Here is a 22,932-nt window from a genome sequence, read left to right as displayed (position 1 = left end):
TGTCTAGGCTCCGGCGCTTACGGGTTGTGCGTGGGTCTCTTCGCTGGGGGCGGACTTTCTGCGGCCGTGGAGCAAGCCGAAGACGGCCGGAACAAAGATCAGCGTGGCAAGGGTCGCGGCCAGCAGACCGCCGATGACGGCGCGTCCGAGCGGCGCGTTCTGCTCGCCGCCTTCGCCCGCGCCCAGCGACATGGGCACCATGCCGATGATCATCGCGAGCGCGGTCATCATGACGGGCCGGAAGCGGGTCGAACCGGCCTCCAGCGCCGCCTTGATCGCGTCGCCGTGAACCTCCAGCCGGTCCTTGGCGAAGCTGACGACCAGGATGCTGTTCGCGGTCGCGACGCCCATGCACATGATCGCGCCCATCAGCGCGGGCACGCTCAGCGTCGTCCGCGTGGCGAAGAGGAAGATGACGATGCCGCCCAGCGCCGCGGGCAGCGCCGTGATGATGATGAACGGGTCGAGCCACGACTGGAAGTTGACCACGATCAGCAGATAGACCAGCACGATGGCGAAGGCAAGTCCGGAGAGCAGGCCGAAGTACGAGGCGTTCATCGTCTCGATCTGGCCGCGGATGTGGACGAAGCTGCCACGCGGCAGCTTCGTCGCGTCCTTCGCGACGATGCGGTCGATCTCGCGCGAGACCGAGCCCAGGTCGCGATCCTGCACGCTGCCGTAGATGTCCAGCGTGCGGCGGATGTTGTAGTGGTTGATGACCTGCAGCTCGGTTGTGCGCGTGATCTCGGCCACGTCGGCGAGGATCTCGGGCCGCTTGGCGCCGGGCGCGGTCAGCGGAATATTTTCAAGGTCGCTCTTCGACGAGACGCTGTACTGCGGCGCCACGCCGACAATCGGATAGGTGACGCCGTTCTTCGGGTTCAGAAAGAACTGCGGCGCAAGCTGGCTGCTGCCGCTGAGGATGTTCAGCACGCTGTTGCCGACATCCTTCTCCGTGTATCCGCCCTGCGAGGCCTTGGTGCGATCGACGGTCAGGTTGTAGACCGGGTAGTCGTCCGGCTGCTGAATCCGCAGGTCGACCAGGCCGGGAACCTTGTGCAGGTCGGCGAGGATCTGGTTCGCGACGTCGCGGTTGCCCTTCATGTCCGCGCCGTCTACCTGGATGTCGATCGGCGAGGGCAGGCCGAAGTTGAGGATCTGGGTGACGATGTCCGACGGCAGGAAGTAGAAGAGCGTGCCGGCGAACTGGCGCGGCAGCTTCCGGCGGAGCTCACGCACGTAGTCCGCGCTGGGGTGGTGGTCTTCCTTCATCGAGACGAGGATGTCGGCATCGCCCGCGCCGATCAGACCGGAGGTCGCGTGCTGGGTGTTCAGCGTGGAGTAGGGCAGACCGATGTTGTCGAGGATGTTGTCCATCTCATCCTTCGGCACGACCTCGCGGATGGAGTTTTCCACCTCATCGGCGATCTTGGCGGTCTCTTCGATACGCGTTCCGCTCGGCGTACGGATGTGCAGCAGGAACGAACCGTTGTCGGTGGCGGGGAAGAAGTTCTGGCCGAGGAGAGGGATCAGGGCGAACGCCGAGAGGCAGACCAGCAGGAAGACCGGCACGAAGATCGTGCGGGCCTCGATCAAGCTGCCGAGCAGGCTCTGGTAGCTGGCGCGGAACTTCTCGAAGTAGTGCTCGAACCGCCGCTGAAAGCGGGCGAAGAAGCTCTGCGAGAGCGGCGCGTGGTGGTCGATCGGCTTCAGCAGATAAAGCGCCATGGTGGGGACGAGCGTACGCGAGAGCAGGTAGGACGCCATCATGGCGAAGACGACCGCCTCCGCCAGCGGCACGAACAGGTAGCGCGCCACGCCGGAGAGGAAGAACATCGGCGTGAACACGATGCAGATGCAGAGCGTCGAGACCAGCGCGGGCACGGCGATCTGGTCCGCGCCGGCGAGGATCGCCTCGTAGAGCGGCAGACCCTCTTCGAGGAAGCGGTTGGTGTTCTCGATCTCGACGGTGGCGTCGTCGACCAGGATGCCGACCGCCAGCGCGAGTCCGCCGAGCGTCATGATGTTGATGGTCTGGCCGAGCATGCTGAGCACGATGATCGAGACCAGGATCGAGAGCGGAATCGAGACGGCGATGATGACCGTCGAGCGCCAGCTTCCGAGGAAGAGCAGGATCATGATGCCGGTCAGCGTGGCCGCGATGACCGCCTCGCGGATGACGCCTTCGACCGAGCCGCGCACGAAGTTCGCCTGATTGCCGATGGCCTTGATCTCGAGCGCCGGCGGCAGGGTGAGCTTCAACTGCGGCAGAATGTTGAGGATGCCGCTGACGACCGAGAGCGTCGAAGCGTTGCCGGCCTTGACGACCGTGACGAGCACGCCGCGCTTGCCGTCCTGGCGGACGATGTTGGTCTGGGGAATGTTGCTGTCGGAGACCGTCGCCACGTCGTGCATGTAGATGGTGACGCCGTTCGACTGCCGCACCGGCAGGTTGCTGATGCCTTCGAGCGTCAGCGGGGTGGAGTTGAGGTGGATGTCGTACTCGGTGAGGCCGATCTTCGCCGTTCCGCCCGGCTCGACGACGTTCTGGTTGCCCAGCGCGTTCAGCACGTCCTGCGGCGATAAACCCTTGGCCTGCAACTGCTTGGGGTCCATGAAGATCATGATCGAGCGCTGTTTGCCGCCGTAGGGGTTCGGAATGACGGCGCCGGGAATCGTCACCAGCGTCGGCCGGACGAAGTTTACGCCGAGGTCGTTCAACTGCTGTTCGGAGAGTCCGTTGCCGGAGAGTCCAAGCTGCAGAATCGGCACGCTTGAAGCCGAGAAATTGATGATCTGCGGCGGTTGGATGCCGGCAGGCAGCGTCTTCAGCGAATAGTTCGCCACTGCGGCCACCTGCGCGTTGGCGGTTGCCAGGTTCGCGCCCGGCTGCAGGTAGACCTTGATGATCGACTGTCCATTCAGTGTGGTCGATTCGATGTGCTGAATGTTGTCGACCAGCACGGTCAGCGACTTCTCGAACGGCGTGGTCAGACGGCCTTCAAGCTCTTCGGGAGCGAGGCCGGTGTAGGCCCAGGCGACCGAGATGACCGGAATGTCGATGTTCGGAAAGATATCCGTCGGCGTGCCCAGGATGACGACCGGGGCGGCGATCAGAATGAGGATCGCCAGCACGACGAACGTGTAAGGGCGAGTGAGTGCAATCTTGACGATCCACATTAGGCCTGAACCCCCTTGACGTCACCGCAATGCCGGGTAAGTGCAATTTTAACGATCCACATTTAGGCTTCAACCCCCGTGGCGCTCGCCGAAAAGCGAGTTAAGACAATCCTGACAGGACACATAACTGGTTCTTGGCCTCAGTATTGCGTATGTTTTCGCGCTGTACCTAGTAGACACGTGCCAGTAGCTTGAGTTTCACAGTTATTTCCGTCGACGGGGATCGGAAAAACCGTCATTGATTGTTCACTTCCTTCTATTATCGTCCCATGGAGCTTCGTCACCTTCGTTACTTTTGCGCTGTCGCGGAGTTTGGCACGTTTGGCGCCGCCAGCAAGCAGTTGCACGTGTCGCAATCGGCGATCAGCGAACAGATCGCGGACCTGGAGCGCGAGGTGGGCGGCGCGCTGCTGGACCGGACGCGGCGGCTTGCCCGGCTGACGCCGCAGGGCGAGCTGTTCCTGCTCGAGGCGCGCAAGACGCTTGCCGCCGCCGACCGCGCGGTCGACGTGGCGCAGCGTGCGCTGAGCGGGCAGGAGGGTTCGCTCGCCATCGGGTTTTTTCTGTGGGGCGCGGGTGGATTCTTCTCGCGCATCATCCGCGAGTACCGTCAGCTCTACCCGAAGATCAAGCTGACGCTCTACGAGATGCACGTCGCCGTCCAGGTGGAGGCGCTGCAGAGCGGGAAGATCGACATCGGCTTCACGCGTCCGCTGGAGCCGCCGATCGACCGCGTGCTGCGTTCGGAGCTGATCTACAACGACCCGGTGGTGGTGGTGCTGCCGCGCGACCACCGGCTCGCGACCGGGCCGGTCAAGCCGGAGTGGCTGGCGAACGAACGCTTCGTGATGCTGGACCGCCAGTTCGCGCGCCGCCACTTCGACGGCATCGTCACGCTCTGCTCGAATGCGGGCTTTTCGCCGAACATCGTCAGCATCACGGAGAGCTGGCCGGGTGTGCTGACGCTGGTGGAGTCGGGCGAGGGCATCGCGCTGGTGCCGTCGGGCGTGCGCTACCTGCTGACGCCGGGGTTGGTGGTCTGCGATCTGGTGCCGCAGACCACGCACGTGGGCATCAGCGTGGCCTGGAACCCGGCGAACGAAGGGCCGATCCAGCAGAACTTCCTGAGGCTGGTGCTGGAGAACAGGGAGCAGATTCAGCGTACGCATGGCGGGTGAGTATTGCGCCGAGGCAGGGAGACCGCAGGACGCCTGTCATCCCGAGCGGTAGCGAAGGATCTGCGTTTGCTTTCGCTCGGTCCAGCGCCACTGCTTACGCTGGCAAGACGCAGGTCTTTCGACTCCGCTGCGCTCCGCTCAAGATGACAAGCTCGGAGGCGGCGGAAGATTACGGAAGCGCCACGACGACCGCCTCAGCCGGCCGCAGATCGAAGCTGGACACGACCTTCCACAGCTCCCGCTCCGGCGCGGACGACAGCAGGAGCCGCCCGGCTGGAAAGTCGATGTGGCGCCACTCGTTCGTGAGGTTCAGCATCACCTGCACACGCTCCGCGCCCTCGCGCCGGACGTAGCCGAGAACGCCGTCGTGCGTAAACACGTACTCGATCGAACCGGCGTGCAGCGCGGGCAGCTCCCGCCGCAGCGCCAGCAGGCAGCGGTAGAGCGTGAGCATCGACGCGGGGTCGCCGTCCTGCGCGGCGACGCTGGCGGTCGCCGGGTCCGCCGCGAAGGGCAGCCAGGGTCTTCCAGTCGTGAAGCCCGCGCCCGGCGTGCGGTCCCACAGCATCGGCGAGCGCTCCGGATCGCGGCCCTGGCCGATGCCGGGCTGGTTCTTCTCGGCGGGGTCCTGCACCTGGTCGGGCGCGATGTGCGCGTCGGGCAGGCCGAGTTCGTCGCCATAGTACATGGTCGGCGTTCCACGGAGCGTCAGCAGCAGGACGGCTGCGGTGCGCGCCTGCGCCGGGCCGAGGCGGCTGGCGAGGCGGCGCTGATCGTGGTTGCCCATGACCCAGTTCGGCCACGCGCCCTGGGGAAGGAGAGCTTCGTACTCGCGGATGAGGTCAGCGATGGGGTCGGCGCGCCATTCGGCCTGGATCAGGCGGAAGTTGAACGGCATCTGCGCGCCGGTGAGGTCCTGCCCGTAGTAGCGGACGAGCTCCGAAAGCGGGAGGTAGATCTCGCCGATCAGCACCCGCTCGGGGTACTTGTCCATCACGGCGCGCATCTCGGCGACGATCAGGTGCGTCTCGGGCTGGTCGGCGGTGTACCTGGGCAGGACCATCCAACTGGTGGAGTCGCCCGGCCGCCAGTCGGGGTTCGGCGGGTTGTCGCGGAACTGGTCGTCCTTGATGAGCAGCCAGAGGACGTCCATGCGAAAACCGTCGACACCCTTATCGAGCCAGAAGCGCATGGCGGCGTAGATTGCCTCGCGAACCTGCGGATTGTGCCAGTTCAGGTCGGGCTGCTCCTTCAGGAAGGAGTGGCAGTAGTACTGGCCGGTGAGCGCGTCGAAGGTCCACGCCGGGCCGCCGAACTGGCTCATCCAGTTGTTGGGCGGACGACCGTCCGGGCCGGGGTCGCGCCACAGATACCAGCCGCGTTTGGGATTGTCTTTGGAAGAGCGGGATTCGAGAAACCACGGATGCCGGTCGGAGCTGTGGTTGGGCACGAAGTCCAGGATCACGCGCAGACCCTTCGCGTGCGCCGCTTCGATCAGGCGGTCGAAGTCCGCAAGCGTGCCGAAGAGCGGGTCGACGCCGGTGTAGTCGGCCACGTCGTAGCCGAAGTCGGCCATGGGCGAGGGGTAGAACGGAGAGATCCAGATGGCCGCTATGCCGAGATCGACGAGGTAGTCGAGGCGATCGAGGATGCCGGGCAGGTCGCCGACGCCGTCCGCGTTGCTGTCCTCGAAGGAGCGGGGGTAGATCTGGTAGATCGCCCCGTCCTGCCACCAGTGTCTCGGGTTGGTCATAGTTCCTTGGATGCGGGTGGCCGGGGTAGTGGTTTAGAACCTGCTTCGGCCCTGCCCGCCTCACCCAACTTTGTCATCCTGAGCGGAGCGAAGGATCTGGTTGTTGCCTGGGGCGGCATGGGTGCTTCAAGCAAGAAGCGGGTCCTTCACTGCGTTCAGGATGACAGGCGTTTTGGTCGGCCTGAAAGGGAAGAGCGACAGCAGACTCCCTTCGGAAACGACAAAAACTACTCTTCCCCCGCGCCCTTATGCCCGGCGAGGCGTTCGGGCATATCTGCCAGGATGTACGTCATCACTGAGAGCGAGGCGATGTTCTTGCGGAAGTCCTGCGGGTCGACTTTATCGAGGGTATCGGCCTCGGTGTGATGCCAGTCGAAGTAGTGTGCGCCGGTGGTCATTTCGCCCAGTCCCGGGACGCCCGCGCCCATCATCGGTTCGATGTCGGAGCCGCCGCCGCCGGCGCGCATCGTGTCCGCGCCAACCGGCTTTAGCAGCGTGCCGATCTGCTGCAGCAGGGCCAGCGAGCGCTGTTCCCCGGCGGACAGGCCACCCGATGCGGCCAGGGCAGCGCCGCCCGCTACCGCGCGCAGGCCGGGGAACGACGCGCCGTAGCCGTAGCCGACGGGCTGCTCGGCGCCGCCGTCCATCTCGATGACCGCGACATGGTCTTCGAGCTTGCCGGTCAGCTTCTTCAGGTAGACCTGTCCGCCGACTCCGCCGTTCTCTTCGCTGACCCAGAAGACGATGCGGATCGTGCGTTTGGGTTTTAGCCCGGAGCGCTTGATGACGTTGACCGCCTCGAGCGTGGCCATGATGCCGGAGCCGTCGTCCTGCGCGCCCTGGCCGACGTCCCAGGAGTCGATGTGGCCGCCCAGGGTGACGACCTGCTCGGGGTGCTCGGAGCCGACGATCTCGCCGAAGACGTTGGCGCTCTCGACCTCCGCCTCCATGTGGGCCTCCATGTCCAGATGGACGACGGGCGGCTTGCCCTCGGCGGCGAGGCGTTCGAGCATCAGCGCGTCCTCGAGCGAGATGGCCGCAGCGGGGATCTTCGGCTGTTTCTCGTCATACGAGGTGACGCCGGTGTGCGGTAGCTGCACGGCTAGTGGCGTGATCGACCGGACCAGCGTGGCGACCGCGCCAAGCGCCGCGGCCTGCGACGGGCCGGCGACGCGATACATCACGGTCTGGCCGTAGCCCTTATAAGCGACGTTGTAGAGGACGATCTTGCCCGCGACGCCGGCGCGTCCGAGCTTCTTCAGCTCGTCGAAGTCCTTGACGACGACCACGGGCGCGGTGATCCCGCCGACCGGGGTGGCGACGCTCATGCCGAGTCCGAGCATGTGCATGGGTTTCGCCACAGGTTCGACGATGGAGGCCGACTCGTGTCCGCGCACCCAGTGCGGCACCATCACGGGCTGCACGGTGACGTTGGCGAGGCCGTCCCTGCGCATCAGGTCGGCGCTCCAGGCGACGGCGCGTCCCAGCGGTTCGCCGCCGGTGATGCGTTTGCCGATGTGATCGCAGAGGTAGGCGAGGTTGGCGTAGCCCTCCGTATCGGCGAGCGAGTCGGCGATGAGCTTGTCGGCGGCGGACTTATACGTCACGGCAAGCGAGGGTTGCTGGGCAAGGGCGGCGGTCGACAGGAGCGCGGAGGCGGAGAGCAGGGCGGCGCGGAAACGGTGCAAGGGGCAATCTCCTGGCAAATCAAGCGGCTCGGACGGGCGTTGCGGTCCCTGCAAGGGCAGAGGGTGGCTTTGCTTGAATGATCTCAAGGTAAACCATGGGGTCCGGTGGCCGCAAAAGGAGGGTCATGGATAGGACACAGATCATGCGGCTGCGGATAAGACAGACGTCGGGAGTTTGTTAAGGGCACGGCTTCAGCCGTGCCACCCAAGCTGTACTTGCCTTCCGGCTTCAGCCGCTGAGGTACGCTTCGGTTCTTCGTCGGCGGATGCGCTGTTACTGGGACGGCGAAAACCGTACCTCAGCGGCTGAAGCCGCGTTGCAGGCGGGGCGTTGACGGCACGGCTGAAGCCGTGCCCTTAAGCAAGGCCATCTGTTTCATCTCATTACTGCACGGCAGGTAGCGCGAAATCGGAGGCGGTCTCGGCAATCGTCTTGCGTTCGGTGGCGCGGCGGTAGCTGGCCTGCGCGGCCAGGGCCTGCGCGCTGATATGCACGGTGTCCGCGGCCTGGGCGGCCGGCGTGGGTGGGGTGCGAAGCTGTATCCCGGAGTAGGGTCCGCCGTCGTAATAGCCGGACGGGAAAGAAGCGCCTGTGATGGGAGGGATCATTAGAATCTCCTTAATAACGTGCATCGGCAGGTCGCGGCAAAACTTTAGGGGTGTTGCAAAGTTTTTCAAACTTTTGTTTCGGCCGGCGCACGCCGATGAAATTGGATCACGTCTGTCATCCTGAACGAAGTGAAGGACCTGCGTCTCGCCCGGAGCAGTATTGCCGCTGCAGGAAAAAAGCAGGTCCTTCGCTTCGCTCAGAATGACAGACGGACCGCTACTGGCCCGGAATCGGCTACTGGCCCAGGATCGGCACGCCGGCCAACCCGTCGGCGATCTTCTTCGACCACTCGGCCGGGCCGGTCTTGTGGACCGACGTTCCCTTGGAGTCGACCGCGACCGTCACCGGCATGTCCACGACGTCGAACTCGTAGATGGCCTCCATGCCCAGATCGCCGAAGGCGAGCAGCCGCGAGTGCTTGATCGCCTTCGAGACCAGGTACGCCGCGCCGCCGACCGCCATCAGGTAGACCGCCTCGTTGTCCTTGATCGCCTGGATGGCCGCGTCGCCGCGCTCGGCCTTGCCGATCATGCCGAAGAGGCCGGTTTGTTCGAGCATCTGGCGGGTGAACTTGTCCATGCGCGTCGCGGTGGTGGGGCCCGCCGGGCCGACGGCCTCGTCGCGCACCGCGTCGACCGGGCCGACGTAGTAGATGAATCGGCCCTTGAAGTCGACGGGTAACTGCTCGCCGCGGTTCAGCATGTCGGTCATGCGCTTGTGCGCGGCGTCGCGTCCGGTCAGCAGCTTGCCGGTCAGCAGGACGACCTCGCCGGGCTTCCAGCTCTTCACGTCGTCCTTGGTGACCGTGTCGAGGTTTACGCGGCGCGCGGTGTGAACGTCGTATTCGAGCTTCGGCCAGGCGGCCAGGGACGGCGGCGCAAGATCGACAGGACCCGAGCCGTCGAGGCAGAAATGCGCGTGGCGCGTGGCGGCGCAGTTGGGAATCATCGCGACCGGCAGGTTCGCCGCGTGCGTGGGGTAGTCGAGAATCTTGACGTCCAGCACCGTCGTCAGCCCGCCGAGACCCTGTGCGCCGATGCCCAGCGCGTTCACCTTGTCGTACAGCTCGACGCGCAGCTTCTCGATGTTCGTGACGGCCCCGCGCTCTTTGAGCTCCTGCATGTCGATCGGGTCCATCAGGGATTGCTTGGCGAGCAGCATCGCCTTCTCGGCCGTCCCGCCGATGCCGATGCCGAGCATGCCCGGCGGACACCAGCCCGCGCCCATCGTCGGCACGGTCTTCAGTACCCAGTCGACGACCGAGTCGGACGGGTTCAGCATGACGAACTTGCTCTTGGCCTCCGAGCCGCCGCCCTTGGCCGCGACCGTCACGTCGACCGTGCCGCCCTTGACCAGCGACACCTCGACCACGCACGGCGTGTTGTCGACCGTGTTCTTGCGGCTGAAGGCCGGGTCGCGGAGGATCGAACCGCGCAGCTTGTTGTCCGGGTTCAGCCACGCCTTGCGTACGCCTTCGTCGCACAACTCCTGCAGGCTCAGCAGTTCGCCGCCGGCGGGCGCGGTCCACTGGACCTCCATGCCGACCTTGAGGAAGATGGTGACGATGCCGGTGTCCTGGCAGATGGGCCGGTGGCCCTCGGCGCACATGCGGGAGTTGATAAGGATCTGCGCGATGGCGTCCTTGGCCGCGTGCGACTGCTCCAACTCATAAGCCCGCGCGAGGTTCGCGATGTAGTCCTCGGGGTGGTAGTAGCTGATGTACTGGAGGGCGTCGGCGATGCTGTCGATGAGGTCCTGCTGCTGGATCGTGGCCATTTGTCTCTCGCTCGTTCTGCACACGATTCTACCCGGATGGATTGACTCCGGGCGCGGTATGGGCGATGATCGGCCCAGCACTCCCCCAACCTATGAGAACTCTCCTGCTTACGCTCGCCCTCGGCCTGTTCGTCGCGCCGTCACCCGCCCAGAAGCCCAGCACCGTTTCACCCAAGGCCACGATCATGAACCAGGGAAAAGGCAGCTTCGACGTCGCGATGGCGCCGACCGACCACGCGCCCTCGCCGGGCATCTCCAGCATGTCGCTCGACAAGAGCTACCACGGCGATCTGGAAGGGAAGGGCAAGGGCGAGATGCTCTCGGCCGGCGATCCGAAGCTGGGCAACGCAGGCTATGTCGCGATCGAGATGATCCACGGCAACCTGAACGGCAAGACCGGCGGCTTCGCGTTGATGCAGTCGGCCACGATGGCTACCGGCGCGCCTCCGACGATGACGGTGACGATCGTGCCGGGCTCGGGCACGGGCGAACTGAGCGGCATCTACGGTTCGATGACGATCACGATCCTGCCCGGCGGCAAGCACAACTTCACCATCGATTATGCGTTCGCGCCGAAGAAGTAGCTTGTGGGCTATTCGTCCAATGTCGAGAAGATTGCTTCGAGTGGAACGGAAATCGAGGTTCCTTCAACGAGCAGTGTGCCTTCGCGATGCGGAGCCATGCCTTCGCGGTCACAGACGTAGGCAGTTCGTGTAACGGGGTCCAGAATCCACACCGCAAGCACACCCATGTCGAAGAAATCCTGGATGCGCTTATGTACGCGCTTCAATCGGTCGCGGGGCGAGAGCACTTCCACGCAAAGCAGAGGCGGCACTCGCACGATGGGTTCGCGCTTCCAGTCTCCAGGGATCACGCAGATATCCGGCACGCGATAGCGGGTGGCTGAGATTTGAACTCTCACCTGGGGAACGACTCGGATGTTCCACTGTTGTTGCTGCGCGCGGAGGAAAACGCCGATGGCCATCTGGACATCCGCATGGTCAAATTCGCCCACATTCCGCTCCTCAATCTCGCCGTCGACAAAATCGACGTCCGGTCGATAGTGGGTCTTCAAATATTCTTCTACCGAGATCAGTTGGGACAGAGTAGGAAGGTTCGTCGTCGCCATCGCGCACCTCGTTGAGGTTGATTATCCTACGAGACTGCTGTGTAGCACACGAAAAACCCCATGTCTCCGAATCGGAGACATGGGGCGTCCGCATGGGTGACAGCCTATTTCGTCTTGCCGAACCGATAGACCAGGCCGAGGTCGAAGCCGCGGTTGGTCTGCACGGTATTGTCGAAGAGCGTGCCGACGAACTTCGGCGTGACGCGCAGCGCGAAGTTGGGGTAGAAGTTATAGTCCAGGTTGACGCCCGCGGTGACCACGCCGTGGCCCCAGCCATCCTGCCAGAGGCCCAGGTCGGACGAGGTGAAGCCGTGCGAGCCGGAGTCGAACTTGCCCATGGCGACGCCGCCCGTCACGTACGGCGTGACGGCGTACTTCTCGCGCTTCAGCACGTGGTACGAAGGGCCGGCGGTGAAGGTGTACTGCGAGATCTGCGGGTTGAACGGCTTGCCGAACTGGTTCAGGTACGGATTGGTGCCGATCTTCGCGTTGCCGAAGTAACCCGAGACCTCGCCCAGGATGCCCAGGTTCGGGCTGAGCGAGTAGCGCGCCGTGCCGAAGAACGACACCTCGTTGTTCTTTTGCAGGTACTGGCCGGAGCGGAAGCGCAGGTAGCCGCCGCCGCCGGCAGCCTCCCAGCGGTGTCCGTAGGTCTCATCGATCGTGCGTGCGATACGCGCCTTGCGGTTGGCGTTGGTTTCGCGCTGGGGATGGTGCTGTCGCTGCGCCTCGGCCGGGGCTGCCGCCACCAGGATAAGGCTTGCCGCCGCCATGCTCTTTGCCGCTACACTCAAAATCTTCTTCGAAACAGAAATCAACGATTTACTCCTGCCCTTGCTCAGTCTTTGCCTGTCCCCGGTCTATGCTTGGACTCATTGAACCGGCGTCGGTTACCGGGGGACGGTGGAAACCTGTTCTCGGCTATCTTTGTATTAGAACACCCGGGGCATGGTTCCGGCACCTCAGCCTGCGCTTCGCGGCGCACAAACGCAGCTTTCAGGAGTTTTCCAAGGTCATGGCCAGCCGCGCTTCGTCGAAGAGTTCGTCCGGAAGCTCGTCCGGGTTTGGCAGCTTCGTCCTGGGATTTCTGTTCGCCCTCGTCGCGCTGGGGGTGGGCGGGTACTGCTACCTGAAGTTTGGCAAACCGCCGGTGGCGGCGGCCGATCCGGCGTTTCCGTTCGAGGCCCAGATTGTCCAGGTCCCGCTCAACGCGCGGATTGCAAAGGAGTTGAAGCAACCTCCCTTCGGCATCAGCGAGGATGGTTTCGAGGCCGGCGCGCGTATCTATAAAAAGGAGTGCGCGAGCTGCCACGGAGCGCCGGGTCAGGACACGCCGTACGCGAAGTGGATGTATCCCGTCGCGCCGCAGCTCTGGAAGAAGCATACGAAGAACGATGTCGTCGGCGTCTCGGACGACGAGCCGGGCGAGACCTTCTGGAAGATCGAGAACGGCATCCGCCTGACGGGCATGCCGGCCTACAAACACATCCTGACCGATACGCAGATGTGGCAGGTCGCGCTGTTGTTGAAGAGCGCGGACCAGCCGCTGCCCGATCCGGTGAGGAAGCTGCTCGAGGATGCCCATCCGGATCCGGTTCGGCTTGCGCACTAATGTTGCAACATTTTATTTGCGGAAGTGGTCCGACCTGTTTCCGCGCTGCATCCTGTGCATTTGACTGCGTTGCCAACACAAATTTTATGCGGAAAAACCGGTAACCTGCCGCACGTTTCGTGTGCGCGACGGAATGTCTTGCCAATCGTTAGCAGATAGGCATAGTATCCGTTTCGCACTCGGTTCAGCTCGCGAATTTTGCGAACGCGCCAGTGTGCAGAGGCCATTCGGAACTTTAACCCATTCATCTAACTAACGCTTGAAAGGGCACTTAGACCCCTCAGGCGCCCCTGGAGTGTCACAAAGATGGCATGGTACGCATACTGCATCGCAGAAAGACAGTCTTTTCCTGAACTTGCCCGGCACCGCCGACCAATGCCACTCACCGGTATCTCAGGCCTTTTCAGCAATCAGATCTTCCTCTTTCCCGCCGGTGACCTGGCGGTCATCGTCTCCGAACACAGCGCGACGGACCAGGAACGGCTGGACCAGCAGGCAGCTCGCGATCATGCGCGCGTCATCGCCGATTGCTTCAAGCTGTCGACGGTTCTACCCTTTCGTTTTGGCACCACCTTTCAGGACGACGACAGCCTGCGCCGGTCGGTCCGGTCCAACCAAAGGCACTTCCTGGCCAACGTCGAGCGTCTGCGCGGCAAGGCCGAGATGCACCTGAAGGTGCTGGTCGATGACACGTGCCCAGGCAACTCGGCGCGCGACATGACGGTCGGGCAGCAGTACCTGACGAGCCTGCGCGAGAGCGCCACCCGGCAGCGGGAGCGCCAATCCAAGGCGCGCGCGTTGTCGCTTCAGATGCACCGGATGTTTCTCCCGATCGCCGAGGAGATCACCTGCAAGCGCACCGACTCCGGCAAGATGCTGCTCGACATCGCACACCTGATCGACAACAAGACGATCGAGCGCTACCAGAATAAGTACTCTTCCGCGACGGCGGAGCTGAAAGACTGCAGAATGCAGCTCTCGGGGCCGTGGCCTCCGTATCACTTTGTGCATCGCAGCGCGGCGCAGCAGTCGCACGCTTAATTTGATCTGGCGGAGCATCGAACGCCTGCGGAGACCTTCCGCAGGCGTTTTTCGCGTTTGCGGCCAGGGTAGTGTCGAAGCGAGAAAAGCCAAAAACAAAAAGCCAGCGCCGGACAACCTTTCTCAAGGGCTTTGATTTCATGCCTTTGACGCTCACCGCCGGACACCTTTGCTTGCGCGCACGGCATCCGATTTAGAAGAGCGGTCAGATCCTTGCCTGCTCCGAAAGCCCAGGAGAACGTGCATGAACCGCAGCAACCTGTTTCTTAAGCAAATCTTCCCTGCCCTTGTGCTCAGCGCTTCCTTCGTCTCCACCCTGCCCGCCGCGCGCGCGCAGGAGGCGAACCCGACGACCAAGGACGCCGGCGTCACCCGTCAGGGCGATATCTTTTTCTATAAGGTGCAGGTCGTACAGCGCGATCTGGACGCCGTAAACTACCTGCATCGGAGCGGCTCGACCAAGATCGCCTTCAAGGGCACGAGCCTGTTGCCGATGGCGAAGGGCGAGGCGACCGTCAAGAGCGAGCGCGGCGGCATCACCATCGACGCGAGCTTTCAGGGCCTGACCCCAGCCAATGGCTTCGGCAAGGAGTACCTGACCTACGTTCTGTGGGCGATCAGCGCCGACGGCAGCCCGCGCAATCTGGGCGAGGTTCTGCCGGCGGGCACCAAGAACAACATCACCGTGACGACTTCGCTGCAGGCCTTCGGCTTGATCGTGACGGCTGAGCCCTACTTCGCCGTGACCACGCCGAGCGACGTGATCGTACTGCAGAATCAGATCATCCAGGACAAGACAAATGGCGTGATCGAAAAGGTCAATGCTCACTACACGCTGCTTCCGCGCGGCAACTACGCCGACACCGAGGGCGCGAAGACGAACGAGAATCCGATTACGCGCGACGAGCGCTCGCCGCTTGAACTGTACGAGGCCTACAACGCGGTTCGCATCGCGACCAAGGCGGGCGCGCAGCAGTATTCGCCTGACATCCTGGCACGCGCGAAGGAGAACCTGAAGAACGCGGCCGACATCGACTCCAACAAGAAGGGCGATCGCAAGATGGAGATCACCTTCGCCCGCGGAGCGGTGCAGGGCGCCGAGGATGCTCGCGTGGATACGCTGCGCAAGCAGGCGGCCGAGCGTCAGCAGAACGCCATCGACGCGCGCAAGAACGCGGAGATGCAGTCGGCGAAGGATCAGCTTGCAGCGCAGCAGGCGCAGCTCGACAGCGAGAAGGCCAATGCGGCAAAGGCGCAGGCTGACGCGGCTCGGGCACAGGCCGAGGCTGAGGCGGCTGACGCACGCGCGAAGGCTGCGCAGGCCAACAAGAGCGCCGAGGATGCGAACGCCATCCGCGAGAAGCTGCGCGCGCAGTTGAACAATGTGCTGGCGACGAGCGAGTCGGCTCGCGGCCTGATCGTAAACATGTCAGATGTACTCTTCGACACGGGCAAGTACACGCTGAAGCCGGGCACGCAGATCTCGCTGGCGAAGGTGGCCGGCATTCTGCAGGCGTACCCGGGCCTGAAGCTGCAGGTGGAGGGTTATACGGACTCGGTCGGCGGCGATGAATACAACCAGAAGCTGTCGGAGAATCGCGCTGGCGCGGTGAAGGACTTCCTCGTCACGCAGGGCGTCTCGGTCAACAACATCACGGCGGCGGGCTACGGCAAGACGCATCCGGTGGCGGATAACGGCACGGCGGCAGGCCGCGCGCAGAATCGGCGCGTGAACCTGGTGGTCTCGGGCGACGCGATCGGCGTGCAGCAGAGCGCGCCTACGGATGCGCCGGCGCAATAGGTAAGCGGAATGAAGAAAGCAATGGCCGCCTCGATATCGGGGCGGCTTTGCTCTTTACGATTGTCGACGAAGAAGCGCTCTTCGGTCACCAAGGCTGTCCGTCGCCGAAGGACCAATCCGAGCGGTCGACGAAGACCATGTTGATCATGATGTCGTCGGGACGGACGGACAGCTTGCTCTTCAGCTCGTCGGCGATGTAGCGGAAGAAGGCGAGCTTGGACTCCTTGTTGTTTCCGACCGTACTGGTCACCTGGATGAGCATGAAGTCGGGCGACCGATCGTAGCCGAGAAAGTTCCGGTCGTAGATGAGGTTCTCGGGGCTCTGCTCGTTGATGACGATGAAGCGGTCGCCATCGGGCGCCTTCAGAACGTCGACGATTCCGGTGTACACGATGTCAGCGACGGCGGCGCGAAACTCAGCGGACTTTCCTTTGTTGAGGTCGATACGTGCGAAGGGCATGGTAGTTCTTCTGTCGGTTCAGAGTCGGTGGATGAGGGTTGAACGAGCGGCTGAGGCCAGGGGAAGAGCGCCAGTCGACGAAGTTTCAGCGAGATCTTTTGTCGTGCCTACCGGCCACTTGGTCGGTTCTATACGAGTAGATTCTACCGGCCACTTGGTAGATTCAGAAATTCGGAATATTATTTTTATAGCCCTCTATTGCTTCTTCGCAGGGGGAGGACGGCAGCGAGGCGGGTATGGTGAGTTTGAGTTCCAGGGAGAAGATATTGGAGGCGGCCAAGCTGGCCGCTCAGGCGCACGGCTATAACGGGCTGAACTTTCGCGATCTTGCGGAGCATGTGGGCATACGGCCCGCGAGCATCTACCACCACTTTCCGAGCAAGTCCCTGCTTGCGGAGGCGGTGGCGAAGCGCTACTGGGAGGATCACGCAGCCGCGCTGGAGCGCCTGCTCGCGGAGTCTTCCGGCCCTGTCGAGGCTCTGCGCCGATATCCCGAGACATTTCGCTGGGCGCTCGAGAACGAAAACCGGATGTGCCTCAGCGGCTTCATGGCTGCCGAATACGACGACCTGCCGGGGCCGGTGAAGCGTGAGGTTCAGACCTTCGCCGACATCAATGTTGCGTGGCTGAGCAAGGTTCTCGGCGCGGCAAAGCTGGTCGATGCCGCGGAGAGTGAACCGCGGGCCCGCGCGATCTTCGCCGCCGTCGCCGGCGCGCAACTGATGGCGAGGAGCCGATCCGATCTCGCTCTCTACGATGCGCTGATCGATAGTTACCGCTCGGTTGGTCTTCTACCGTCCTAAGCGGCGGCTTCGCCTGCGGGCTAAATCTGCTAAAAAGGGAGGATGGAATCTCTTCGCGGCAAGATCGTCCTTATTACCGGCGCAAGCTCCGGTATCGGCAAGGCTACGGCATATGCGTTTGCGGCTCGGGGGGCGAAGCTGGTGCTCTGCGCCCGGCGTCTGGAGCTGCTCGACGGCGAGGTGGACGGATTGACCTCCGCCGGGGCGGAAGGCGTGCTGAATGTGCAGCTCGATGTGCAGGATCGCGCGGCGGTGGAGGCTGCGCTGGCTGGGTTGCCGGAGGAGTGGAAGGCGATTGACGTGCTGGTCAACAACGCCGGTCTCAGCCGCGGCCTGACGAAGATCTACGAGGACGATCCGCAGAACTGGGAAGAGATGATCGACACCAACGTCAAGGGCCTGCTCTACATGACGCGGTACGTCGTACCGGGCATGGTGGAGCGCGGCGCCGGACAGGTGATCAACCTCGGGTCTACGGCCGGGCACTGGACGTATGCCAACGGCGGGGTCTACTGCGCGACCAAGGCGGCGGTGAACGTGATAACCGAAGGGTTGAAGATCGACCTGATCGGCACGCCGGTGCGCGTTACGTCGGTCGATCCGGGCATGGTCGAGACCGACTTCAGCAAGATCCGTTTTCGTGGGGACGAGGAGCGCGCGGCGAAGGTGTACGCAGGGTTGAAGCCGCTCGAACCGTCGGATGTCGCCGATGCGATCGTCTATGCGGCCTCGGTGCCGAAGCATGTCAACATCAGCAACATCCTGCTGATGCCGACCGATCAGTCGAATTCGACGACGTTCAACCGCAAGTAGCGAAACGCTAGAGGTGCAGCGTCCAGCCGAGCTGCGCGAGGTCTTCCTCGATCGTCGCGAGCGCGTTGGCGAGGGCGCTGCGGCGGTGTGGGCTGGCGGTGCGTTCGGAGAGGATGCGCTCGCGCTGCAGGACCAGCGCCTGCACCTTGCGCTTCTTCTCGGCCTCGGTGGCGCGGTCGACGACCACCGCTGCCTTGGTTGTTGCGCTTTCGTTCTGCCGCTCCTGCTGAGTCTGCTGTTCTTCCACCGATTTACTCTCCCATCCACGCGACATGGATTGATTCTACGCCGTGCGCGGCGGATTGGTGATGCGGCGAACAATGCGCCGGTGCGAACGCCCTATAATCGGACCAGCGAAGCAGATGGACGAGATAGCCCCGGCGACGGGAAGGACACTCTTTTGATCGTTGAAGTGCGCGGCCTCAGGAAGGTGTACAGCGGCAAACAGGAGGTCACGGCGGTGGACGGGATCGACCTGAGCGTGAAGCCGGGGGAGATCTACGGGCTGCTCGGACCGAACGGCGCCGGCAAGACCACGACTATCAGCATCTGCACGACGCGGGTGATTCCGACCGCCGGCACGGTGCGGATCGCGGGCGTGGATGCGGTCGCGAATCCGGCGATCAGCCGCCGCGCGATCGGCGTGGTTCCGCAGTACAACACGCTGGACCGGGCGTGTACGATCTCCGAGAACATCTACTTTCACTGCCTGTTCTTCGGCTTCTCGCGCGCGGAGGCGAAGGCGCGGACGACGCAGTTGCTGGACCAGTTTCACCTGGGCGAGCGGACCAAGGCGTATCCGTCGCAGCTCTCGGGCGGGTTGGCGCAGCGGGTGCAGATTGCGCGCGCGATCGCGCACCGGCCGAAGGTGCTGTTCCTCGACGAGCCGTCGGCGGGTCTGGATCCGCAGAGCCGCATCGCGATGTGGGAGGCGGTGCGCGCGCTGCGGGAAGAGGGCATCACGGTCGTGCTGACGACGCACTACATGGAAGAGGCCGACGAGCTCTGCGACCGTGTCGCGATCATCGACCATGGAAAAATTCTCGTCGAGGATACGCCGGCGGCGCTGAAGAACTCGGTCGGCGCGCAGAAGGTATATGAGCTGCACCTGCGCGACCGGGAGAGCATTCCCGCGCTCGCCGCGACGCTGGCCGGGTACAACGGCGTGAGCAAGGCGGAGCCGACGGGCGATGGCGTCCGCGTGCTGGCGCATGGGGCGGACGGTCTGCTGGCCGAGGTGCTGGCCGCGGCTGGACCTTACGGTCTACGGGATTTGAATATTACCGAAGCGAGTCTGGAGACGGTGTTCATTCAGCTTACGGGGCGGGATCTGCGGGAGTAGCTTTTCGGGCCGGGCAAACGTTCGTCATCCTGAACAGAGTGACGGACCCCTGTACTTGTCTTGCACTTTTTATTGCTCGTTCTTCTGTTTGTCATTCCCGTAGGGAATCTGCTTTTGCATTCATGCCTGTTTGAGCGAAAGACCAATACGGGGGTTCTTCGCTCCGCTCAGGATGACGAGCGTTATCCTGAAATCCAAGAAAACTGCTGCAATGGAGACCCAATGTCTATATCGACGCTACCCATCTCGCAGGCAACGCACGAAGCTACACCCGGCAAGTGGACCGTCTACGGGCGCGCGTTTGCGGGCCTGTTTGTGCGCGACCTGTACGTGCTGCGGCGGGAGATGTTTCCGTTCATCATCCGCGTGTGCATGAATCCGCTGCTGTTTCTGTTCGTGTTCACGTACATCATGCCGCATATGTCGGGCGGCGCGGCGATGAACCCGACGGCGCAGATGGCGGCCTCGGGCGGCGGCAACTTTTCGACCGTGTTGCTGCCGGGGCTGATGGCGGTGGCGATCATGTTCTCGGGCATCGCGGCGGTGGCGCTGCCGCTGTCGCAGGAGTTCGGCGTAACACGCGAGATCGACGACCGCGTAATGTGTCCGCTGCCGGTGGGCGCGATCGCGCTCGAGAAGATCGTCTTCTCGTCGCTGCAGAGCATGATCGCGGCGGCGGTGGTCTTTCCGCTGGCGTACTACGTGCCTTCGACGCCGGTGGCAGCGCATGTGTCGAGCTGGCCGTTTCTGCTGGCGGTGCTGGTGCTGGCGAGCCTGGTGGCCGGCGCGCTCGGCCTGACCATCGGCACAGCGGTGAACCCGAAGCAGATCGGCCTGATCTTCGGCGTGGTGGTGATGCCGATCACGTTCCTCGGCTGCGTCTACTACCCGTGGGCCGCGCTGAAGGGGATGCCGTTCATCAAGTACGGCGTGCTGGTGAACCCGATCGTGTACATGAGCGAAGGGCTGCGCGCGGCGTTGACGCCCGGAGCGCATATGCCGGAGCCGCTGATCCTCGGCATGCTCTGCTTCTTCCTGGCGCTGCTGACCTGGCTTGGGATGCGTGGGTTTTTGCGGCGCGTGGTGGGGTAATGCCGCTAGGATGCGATCCGATTGAGCGATGGTTCGGTACGAATTGGTTGGGCGCGTTCAATCCGGCTGAGTCGGGTGGGGGTGTTGAGCGCCTCCCAAAGGTCTGTGCGACGTTGCGTGTTCAGCCAGAAGTCGGCCGAATTGCCAAAGACACGTCCGAGAATCAGGGCTGTATCCGCCGTAACGGCGCGGCGATTCCGGCAGAGCTCATTGACGTGCTTGCGCGGAAGGCCTGATTTTTCAGCCAATTCGGTCTGGGTGATTCCCATCGGCTCCAGGAATTCTTCGACCAGCATCTCGCCTACGGTTACGGGTTTGCGCTTTGTATCGAGCATGGTTTTCATCCTAAGAACTACCGGTAGGAGTGATCGTCGAGGTAAACGTCGTTTGCCTCACCCTCTCTCCAGCGAAAGATAAGTCGCCACTGCGAATTCACCCGAATCGAATGCCAGCCTTCGAGTTTGCCGCTGAGCTTCTCAAAATGATTGCTTGGCGGAATGCGGAGATCGGCGTCGGTTGTCGCGTCGTCCAGGAGTTGTAACTTACGAAAGACCCGGTCCCGCAGGTCGGCGGGAATCTTCCTGGAGTAAACGTCGCTCCTGAAGAACTCTTCCAGCCATCTGCTGCGGAAGCTCGCAATCATCGTAGCGTCACTGTACCATCTGGCGGTACAGCGGCGCCAGTCAAATCCTTACCTACACTGCCGCAACCGCCAGCTTGCTCCGCAGCGAATCCGCAATGAGCTTTCCGTGGAACCTCCCGTTCTCGATGAAGATCTCGTTGGTCCGCTCGCCGGCAACGATGACGCCCGCGAGGTAGATACCGGGGACGTTGCTCTCATGCGTGGCGGGGTCGCAGATGGGGCAGCGGTCGTTCTCCGCGTCGAGAATCACGCCCAACTTTTCGATGAAGGCGAAGTCCGGGTGGTAGCCCGTGAGCGCGAAGACGAAGTGGTTTTCGAGCGTGACCTCGCCCTGCGGCGTGGCGAGCGTCACCTCGTCCTCGGAGATGTTCTCGACGGTGGAGTTGAAGTAGGCTTTGATCTCGCCGTTCGCGACGCGATTGTTAATGTCGGGCAGAATCCAGTATTTGACGTGCCGGTGCATCTCGCTGCCGCGGTGGACCAGCGTCACCTTCGCGCCGTGCCGCCAGAGGTCGAGCGCGGCGATGGCGGCGGAGTTTTTGCCGCCGATGACGAGCACGTTCAGCCCGAAGAACGGGTGCGGCTCGTGGTAATAGTGGCGGACCTTGTGCAGCTCCTCGCCCGGAATGCCGAGGTAGTTCGGCAGGTCGTAGTAGCCGGTGGAGACGATGAGCTTGCGCGCGCGCATGTTCACGCCACGGCCGAAGCGATCGGTGGTGTGGACGACGAAGTCGCCGTCCGAGCCGGAGACGCGGTCGACGGTATGGTACTGGCGCACGTCGAGCGCATAGTGCTCGGCGACCTTGCGGTAGTATTCGAGCGCCTCGTTGCGGCTGGGCTTCTGGTTGGGGCTGGAGAAGGGCATGTCGCCGATCTCGAGCAGCTCCGGCGTGGTGAAGAACGTCATGTGCGCGGGGTAGTGGAAGAGCGAGTTGCAGAGGCAGCCCTTGTCGACGATGACGGTGCGGAAGCCCGCGCGCTGCGCGTCGATGGCGCATGCCAGGCCGGTGGGTCCGGCGCCGATAACCAGTACGTCGTAGATCGTTTCCAGTGGTTCAGACATGGCAGTGGCCTCTCCTTCATTCTAACCGTCGTGAATTTATCGCTGGCCGGTTGACGCACCCCCGATCCCGCTGATAACAAGGTCATCAGTCAAATCGGACGACAATTTGTTGCTTGCGTCCTCCAACTCAAGGAGAACCACCGCAATGTTCACACCCAAAGGAAAGTTCGGCTGGTACGAGTTGATGACCACCGACGTAGAGGCAGCCGGCAGGTTCTACTCCGACGTCGTCGGCTGGAGCACGCGCGACGTAGGCGCCGGCGGCGGCATGCCCTACACCACCTTCAACCTGGGCGAAGCCGGCATGGCCGGCATGCTCAACGTCGGCGGACACACTGCGTGGATCGGCTACATTGCCGTCGACGATGTCGACGCGCACATCGAGAAGATCGTCGAGGCGGGCGGCAAGCTGTGGCGGCCGGCGACCGACGTTCCCGGCATGCTGCGCTTCGCGGTCATGTCCGATCCGCTGGGTGCGGCGTTTGTGGTCTTTACGCCGAACCCGGCGATGCCCACGCCGGAGCGCCCGATGCCGCCCGCGGAGGGTACGATCGCGTGGCACGAGCTGTACACGACAGACCTCGACGCCGGGCTGGACTTCTACAACAAGCTCTTCGGCTGGACGAAGCTGACGGATATGGATATGGGGCCGATGGGCACGTATCGCATCTTCGACGGGGGCAACGGCTACCAGATGGGCGATGGCGGCATGATGATCAAGCCGCCGCAGATGCCGGTCTCGTGTTGGACGTTCTACATCAGCGTCGGCTCGATCGGCGCTGCGGTGGAGCGGGTGAACGCGGGCGGCGGGAAGGTGCTGAACGGGCCGACGCAGGTTCCGGGCGGAGGATGGATCATCCAGGGGATGGACCCGCAGGGGGCTATGTTCTCGCTGATCGGTACGGGGGAGTAAAGCGGCCTGTGGACTCTGAACAGCCGGGGCGCCCC

Annotated in this window: 22 protein-coding genes; 10 read left to right on the top strand and 12 right to left on the bottom strand. The window is 63.3% G+C overall.

Annotation, left to right across the window (positions count from 1 at the left end):
* Nucleotides 1-3 precede the first annotated feature (3 nt).
* A complete protein-coding gene (locus CHB87_RS00440) occupies nt 4-3,180 on the bottom strand; it encodes an efflux RND transporter permease subunit (RefSeq protein ID WP_089406433.1) in 3,177 nt (1,058 codons plus the stop codon).
* Between the two features lie 269 nt (nt 3,181-3,449).
* On the opposite strand from CHB87_RS00440, the gene CHB87_RS00435 reads away from it, so the two are divergent.
* The gene (locus CHB87_RS00435; protein ID WP_089407444.1) at nt 3,450-4,358 is read left to right on the top strand and encodes a LysR family transcriptional regulator; all 909 of its coding nucleotides are present in this window, start codon (nt 3,450-3,452) and stop codon (nt 4,356-4,358) included.
* Nucleotides 4,359-4,527: 169 nt separating this feature from the next.
* On the opposite strand, the gene CHB87_RS00430 is transcribed toward CHB87_RS00435, so the two are convergent.
* The 4 genes from CHB87_RS00430 to CHB87_RS00415 all read right to left on the bottom strand — a co-directional run bounded on the left by CHB87_RS00430 (nt 4,528) and on the right by CHB87_RS00415 (nt 10,185).
* Nucleotides 4,528-6,111: an alpha-amylase family glycosyl hydrolase gene (locus CHB87_RS00430; RefSeq protein ID WP_089406432.1), complete on the bottom strand. Its 1,584-nt coding sequence runs from the start codon at nt 6,109-6,111 to the stop codon at nt 4,528-4,530.
* A gap of 227 nt (nt 6,112-6,338) precedes the next feature.
* Entirely contained in the window at nt 6,339-7,799 is a 1,461-nt protein-coding gene (locus CHB87_RS00425) for a M20/M25/M40 family metallo-hydrolase (RefSeq protein WP_089406431.1), read from the bottom strand.
* Between the two features lie 384 nt (nt 7,800-8,183).
* The gene (locus CHB87_RS00420) at nt 8,184-8,408 is read right to left on the bottom strand and encodes a hypothetical protein (RefSeq protein WP_089406430.1); all 225 of its coding nucleotides are present in this window, start codon (nt 8,406-8,408) and stop codon (nt 8,184-8,186) included.
* Nucleotides 8,409-8,643: 235 nt separating this feature from the next.
* On the bottom strand, nt 8,644-10,185 hold the full coding sequence (locus CHB87_RS00415) for a fumarate hydratase (RefSeq protein ID WP_089406429.1): 1,542 nt from the start codon (nt 10,183-10,185) through the stop codon (nt 8,644-8,646).
* A 92-nt stretch (nt 10,186-10,277) separates the two neighbouring features.
* Here CHB87_RS00415 and CHB87_RS00410 point away from each other — a divergent pair, with 92 nt between their 5' ends.
* The gene (locus CHB87_RS00410) at nt 10,278-10,769 is read left to right on the top strand and encodes a DUF3224 domain-containing protein (RefSeq protein ID WP_217896989.1); all 492 of its coding nucleotides are present in this window, start codon (nt 10,278-10,280) and stop codon (nt 10,767-10,769) included.
* 8 nt (nt 10,770-10,777) lie between these two features.
* On the opposite strand, the gene CHB87_RS00405 is transcribed toward CHB87_RS00410, so the two are convergent.
* Complete coding sequence (locus CHB87_RS00405; RefSeq protein WP_089406428.1) at nt 10,778-11,314, bottom strand: Uma2 family endonuclease; 537 nt, start codon at nt 11,312-11,314, stop codon at nt 10,778-10,780.
* 104 nt (nt 11,315-11,418) lie between these two features.
* Nucleotides 11,419-12,132: an outer membrane protein gene (locus CHB87_RS00400; protein ID WP_142988134.1), complete on the bottom strand. Its 714-nt coding sequence runs from the start codon at nt 12,130-12,132 to the stop codon at nt 11,419-11,421.
* Nucleotides 12,133-12,329: 197 nt separating this feature from the next.
* Here CHB87_RS00400 and CHB87_RS00395 point away from each other — a divergent pair, with 197 nt between their 5' ends.
* The 3 genes from CHB87_RS00395 (at nt 12,330) to CHB87_RS22695 (ending at nt 15,768) form a co-directional block, all read left to right on the top strand.
* Entirely contained in the window at nt 12,330-12,926 is a 597-nt protein-coding gene (locus tag CHB87_RS00395; protein WP_089406426.1) for a c-type cytochrome, read from the top strand.
* Between the two features lie 306 nt (nt 12,927-13,232).
* Nucleotides 13,233-13,967 (top strand): GvpL/GvpF family gas vesicle protein, encoded by a 735-nt coding sequence (locus CHB87_RS00390; protein WP_089406425.1) that lies wholly within the window; start codon nt 13,233-13,235, stop codon nt 13,965-13,967.
* Between the two features lie 244 nt (nt 13,968-14,211).
* Nucleotides 14,212-15,768 carry an OmpA family protein gene (locus CHB87_RS22695; RefSeq protein ID WP_089406424.1) on the top strand — a complete coding sequence of 519 codons (1,557 nt, stop codon included), beginning with the start codon at nt 14,212-14,214 and terminating at the stop codon, nt 15,766-15,768.
* Between the two features lie 85 nt (nt 15,769-15,853).
* Here the strand turns inward: CHB87_RS22695 and CHB87_RS00380 are convergent, their stop codons facing one another.
* Complete coding sequence (locus CHB87_RS00380) at nt 15,854-16,228, bottom strand: tautomerase family protein (protein WP_089406423.1); 375 nt, start codon at nt 16,226-16,228, stop codon at nt 15,854-15,856.
* Nucleotides 16,229-16,494: 266 nt separating this feature from the next.
* On the opposite strand from CHB87_RS00380, the gene CHB87_RS00375 reads away from it, so the two are divergent.
* Nucleotides 16,495-17,031, top strand: coding sequence for a TetR/AcrR family transcriptional regulator (locus CHB87_RS00375; RefSeq protein ID WP_245817729.1), 537 nt, complete (start codon nt 16,495-16,497; stop codon nt 17,029-17,031).
* Nucleotides 17,032-17,073: 42 nt separating this feature from the next.
* Nucleotides 17,074-17,844, top strand: a complete 771-nt coding sequence (locus tag CHB87_RS00370; RefSeq protein WP_089406421.1) for an SDR family NAD(P)-dependent oxidoreductase — start codon at nt 17,074-17,076, stop codon at nt 17,842-17,844.
* A 7-nt stretch (nt 17,845-17,851) separates the two neighbouring features.
* Here the strand turns inward: CHB87_RS00370 and CHB87_RS00365 are convergent, their stop codons facing one another.
* Nucleotides 17,852-18,091 carry a hypothetical protein gene (locus CHB87_RS00365; RefSeq protein ID WP_245817728.1) on the bottom strand — a complete coding sequence of 80 codons (240 nt, stop codon included), beginning with the start codon at nt 18,089-18,091 and terminating at the stop codon, nt 17,852-17,854.
* A gap of 153 nt (nt 18,092-18,244) precedes the next feature.
* Here CHB87_RS00365 and CHB87_RS00360 point away from each other — a divergent pair, with 153 nt between their 5' ends.
* Together CHB87_RS00360 and CHB87_RS00355 are read left to right on the top strand one after the other, a co-directional pair.
* On the top strand, nt 18,245-19,186 hold the full coding sequence (locus CHB87_RS00360; protein WP_089406420.1) for an ABC transporter ATP-binding protein: 942 nt from the start codon (nt 18,245-18,247) through the stop codon (nt 19,184-19,186).
* 222 nt (nt 19,187-19,408) lie between these two features.
* Nucleotides 19,409-20,278, top strand: a complete 870-nt coding sequence (locus CHB87_RS00355) for an ABC transporter permease (protein ID WP_089406419.1) — start codon at nt 19,409-19,411, stop codon at nt 20,276-20,278.
* A 5-nt stretch (nt 20,279-20,283) separates the two neighbouring features.
* On the opposite strand, the gene CHB87_RS00350 is transcribed toward CHB87_RS00355, so the two are convergent.
* From CHB87_RS00350 to CHB87_RS00340, 3 genes are read right to left on the bottom strand one after another with little or no spacing between them, the layout of a single operon-like run.
* Nucleotides 20,284-20,613 carry a HigA family addiction module antitoxin gene (locus CHB87_RS00350; RefSeq protein WP_089406418.1) on the bottom strand — a complete coding sequence of 110 codons (330 nt, stop codon included), beginning with the start codon at nt 20,611-20,613 and terminating at the stop codon, nt 20,284-20,286.
* Nucleotides 20,614-20,630: 17 nt separating this feature from the next.
* A complete protein-coding gene (locus CHB87_RS00345) occupies nt 20,631-20,921 on the bottom strand; it encodes a type II toxin-antitoxin system RelE/ParE family toxin (protein ID WP_089406417.1) in 291 nt (96 codons plus the stop codon).
* A 52-nt stretch (nt 20,922-20,973) separates the two neighbouring features.
* A complete protein-coding gene (locus CHB87_RS00340) occupies nt 20,974-21,984 on the bottom strand; it encodes a YpdA family putative bacillithiol disulfide reductase (RefSeq protein WP_089406416.1) in 1,011 nt (336 codons plus the stop codon).
* Nucleotides 21,985-22,129: 145 nt separating this feature from the next.
* Here CHB87_RS00340 and CHB87_RS00335 point away from each other — a divergent pair, with 145 nt between their 5' ends.
* Nucleotides 22,130-22,897 (top strand): VOC family protein, encoded by a 768-nt coding sequence (locus CHB87_RS00335; protein ID WP_089406415.1) that lies wholly within the window; start codon nt 22,130-22,132, stop codon nt 22,895-22,897.
* Nucleotides 22,898-22,932: the final 35 nt, after the last annotated feature.

It is taken from the genome of Granulicella rosea, from assembly GCF_900188085.1.
GTDB lineage: Bacteria > Acidobacteriota > Terriglobia > Terriglobales > Acidobacteriaceae > Edaphobacter > Edaphobacter rosea.
Note: the sequence above shows the minus strand (reverse complement) of the source record. Positions and strands in the feature narration are given on the sequence as shown.

Bases quoted from the DNA above. Each gene is read 5' to 3' on its own strand.
- CHB87_RS00395 (WP_089406426.1), top strand. From the start codon at position 12,330: ATGGCCAGCCGCGCTTCGTCGAAGAGTTCGTCCGGAAGCTCGTCCGGG.
- CHB87_RS00350 (WP_089406418.1), bottom strand. From the start codon at position 20,613: ATGCTCGATACAAAGCGCAAACCCGTAACCGTAGGCGAGATGCTGGTC.
- CHB87_RS00430 (WP_089406432.1), bottom strand. From the start codon at position 6,111: ATGACCAACCCGAGACACTGGTGGCAGGACGGGGCGATCTACCAGATC.
- CHB87_RS00420 (WP_089406430.1), bottom strand. From the start codon at position 8,408: ATGATCCCTCCCATCACAGGCGCTTCTTTCCCGTCCGGCTATTACGAC.
- CHB87_RS00435 (WP_089407444.1), top strand. From the start codon at position 3,450: ATGGAGCTTCGTCACCTTCGTTACTTTTGCGCTGTCGCGGAGTTTGGC.
- CHB87_RS00335 (WP_089406415.1), top strand. From the start codon at position 22,130: ATGTTCACACCCAAAGGAAAGTTCGGCTGGTACGAGTTGATGACCACC.
- CHB87_RS00370 (WP_089406421.1), top strand. From the start codon at position 17,074: ATGGAATCTCTTCGCGGCAAGATCGTCCTTATTACCGGCGCAAGCTCC.
- CHB87_RS00390 (WP_089406425.1), top strand. From the start codon at position 13,233: ATGGCATGGTACGCATACTGCATCGCAGAAAGACAGTCTTTTCCTGAA.
- CHB87_RS00415 (WP_089406429.1), bottom strand. From the start codon at position 10,185: ATGGCCACGATCCAGCAGCAGGACCTCATCGACAGCATCGCCGACGCC.
- CHB87_RS22695 (WP_089406424.1), top strand. From the start codon at position 14,212: ATGAACCGCAGCAACCTGTTTCTTAAGCAAATCTTCCCTGCCCTTGTG.
- CHB87_RS00355 (WP_089406419.1), top strand. From the start codon at position 19,409: ATGTCTATATCGACGCTACCCATCTCGCAGGCAACGCACGAAGCTACA.
- CHB87_RS00345 (WP_089406417.1), bottom strand. From the start codon at position 20,921: ATGATTGCGAGCTTCCGCAGCAGATGGCTGGAAGAGTTCTTCAGGAGC.
- CHB87_RS00405 (WP_089406428.1), bottom strand. From the start codon at position 11,314: ATGGCGACGACGAACCTTCCTACTCTGTCCCAACTGATCTCGGTAGAA.
- CHB87_RS00410 (WP_217896989.1), top strand. From the start codon at position 10,278: ATGAGAACTCTCCTGCTTACGCTCGCCCTCGGCCTGTTCGTCGCGCCG.
- CHB87_RS00440 (WP_089406433.1), bottom strand. From the start codon at position 3,180: ATGTGGATCGTCAAGATTGCACTCACTCGCCCTTACACGTTCGTCGTG.
- CHB87_RS00340 (WP_089406416.1), bottom strand. From the start codon at position 21,984: ATGTCTGAACCACTGGAAACGATCTACGACGTACTGGTTATCGGCGCC.
- CHB87_RS00380 (WP_089406423.1), bottom strand. From the start codon at position 16,228: ATGCCCTTCGCACGTATCGACCTCAACAAAGGAAAGTCCGCTGAGTTT.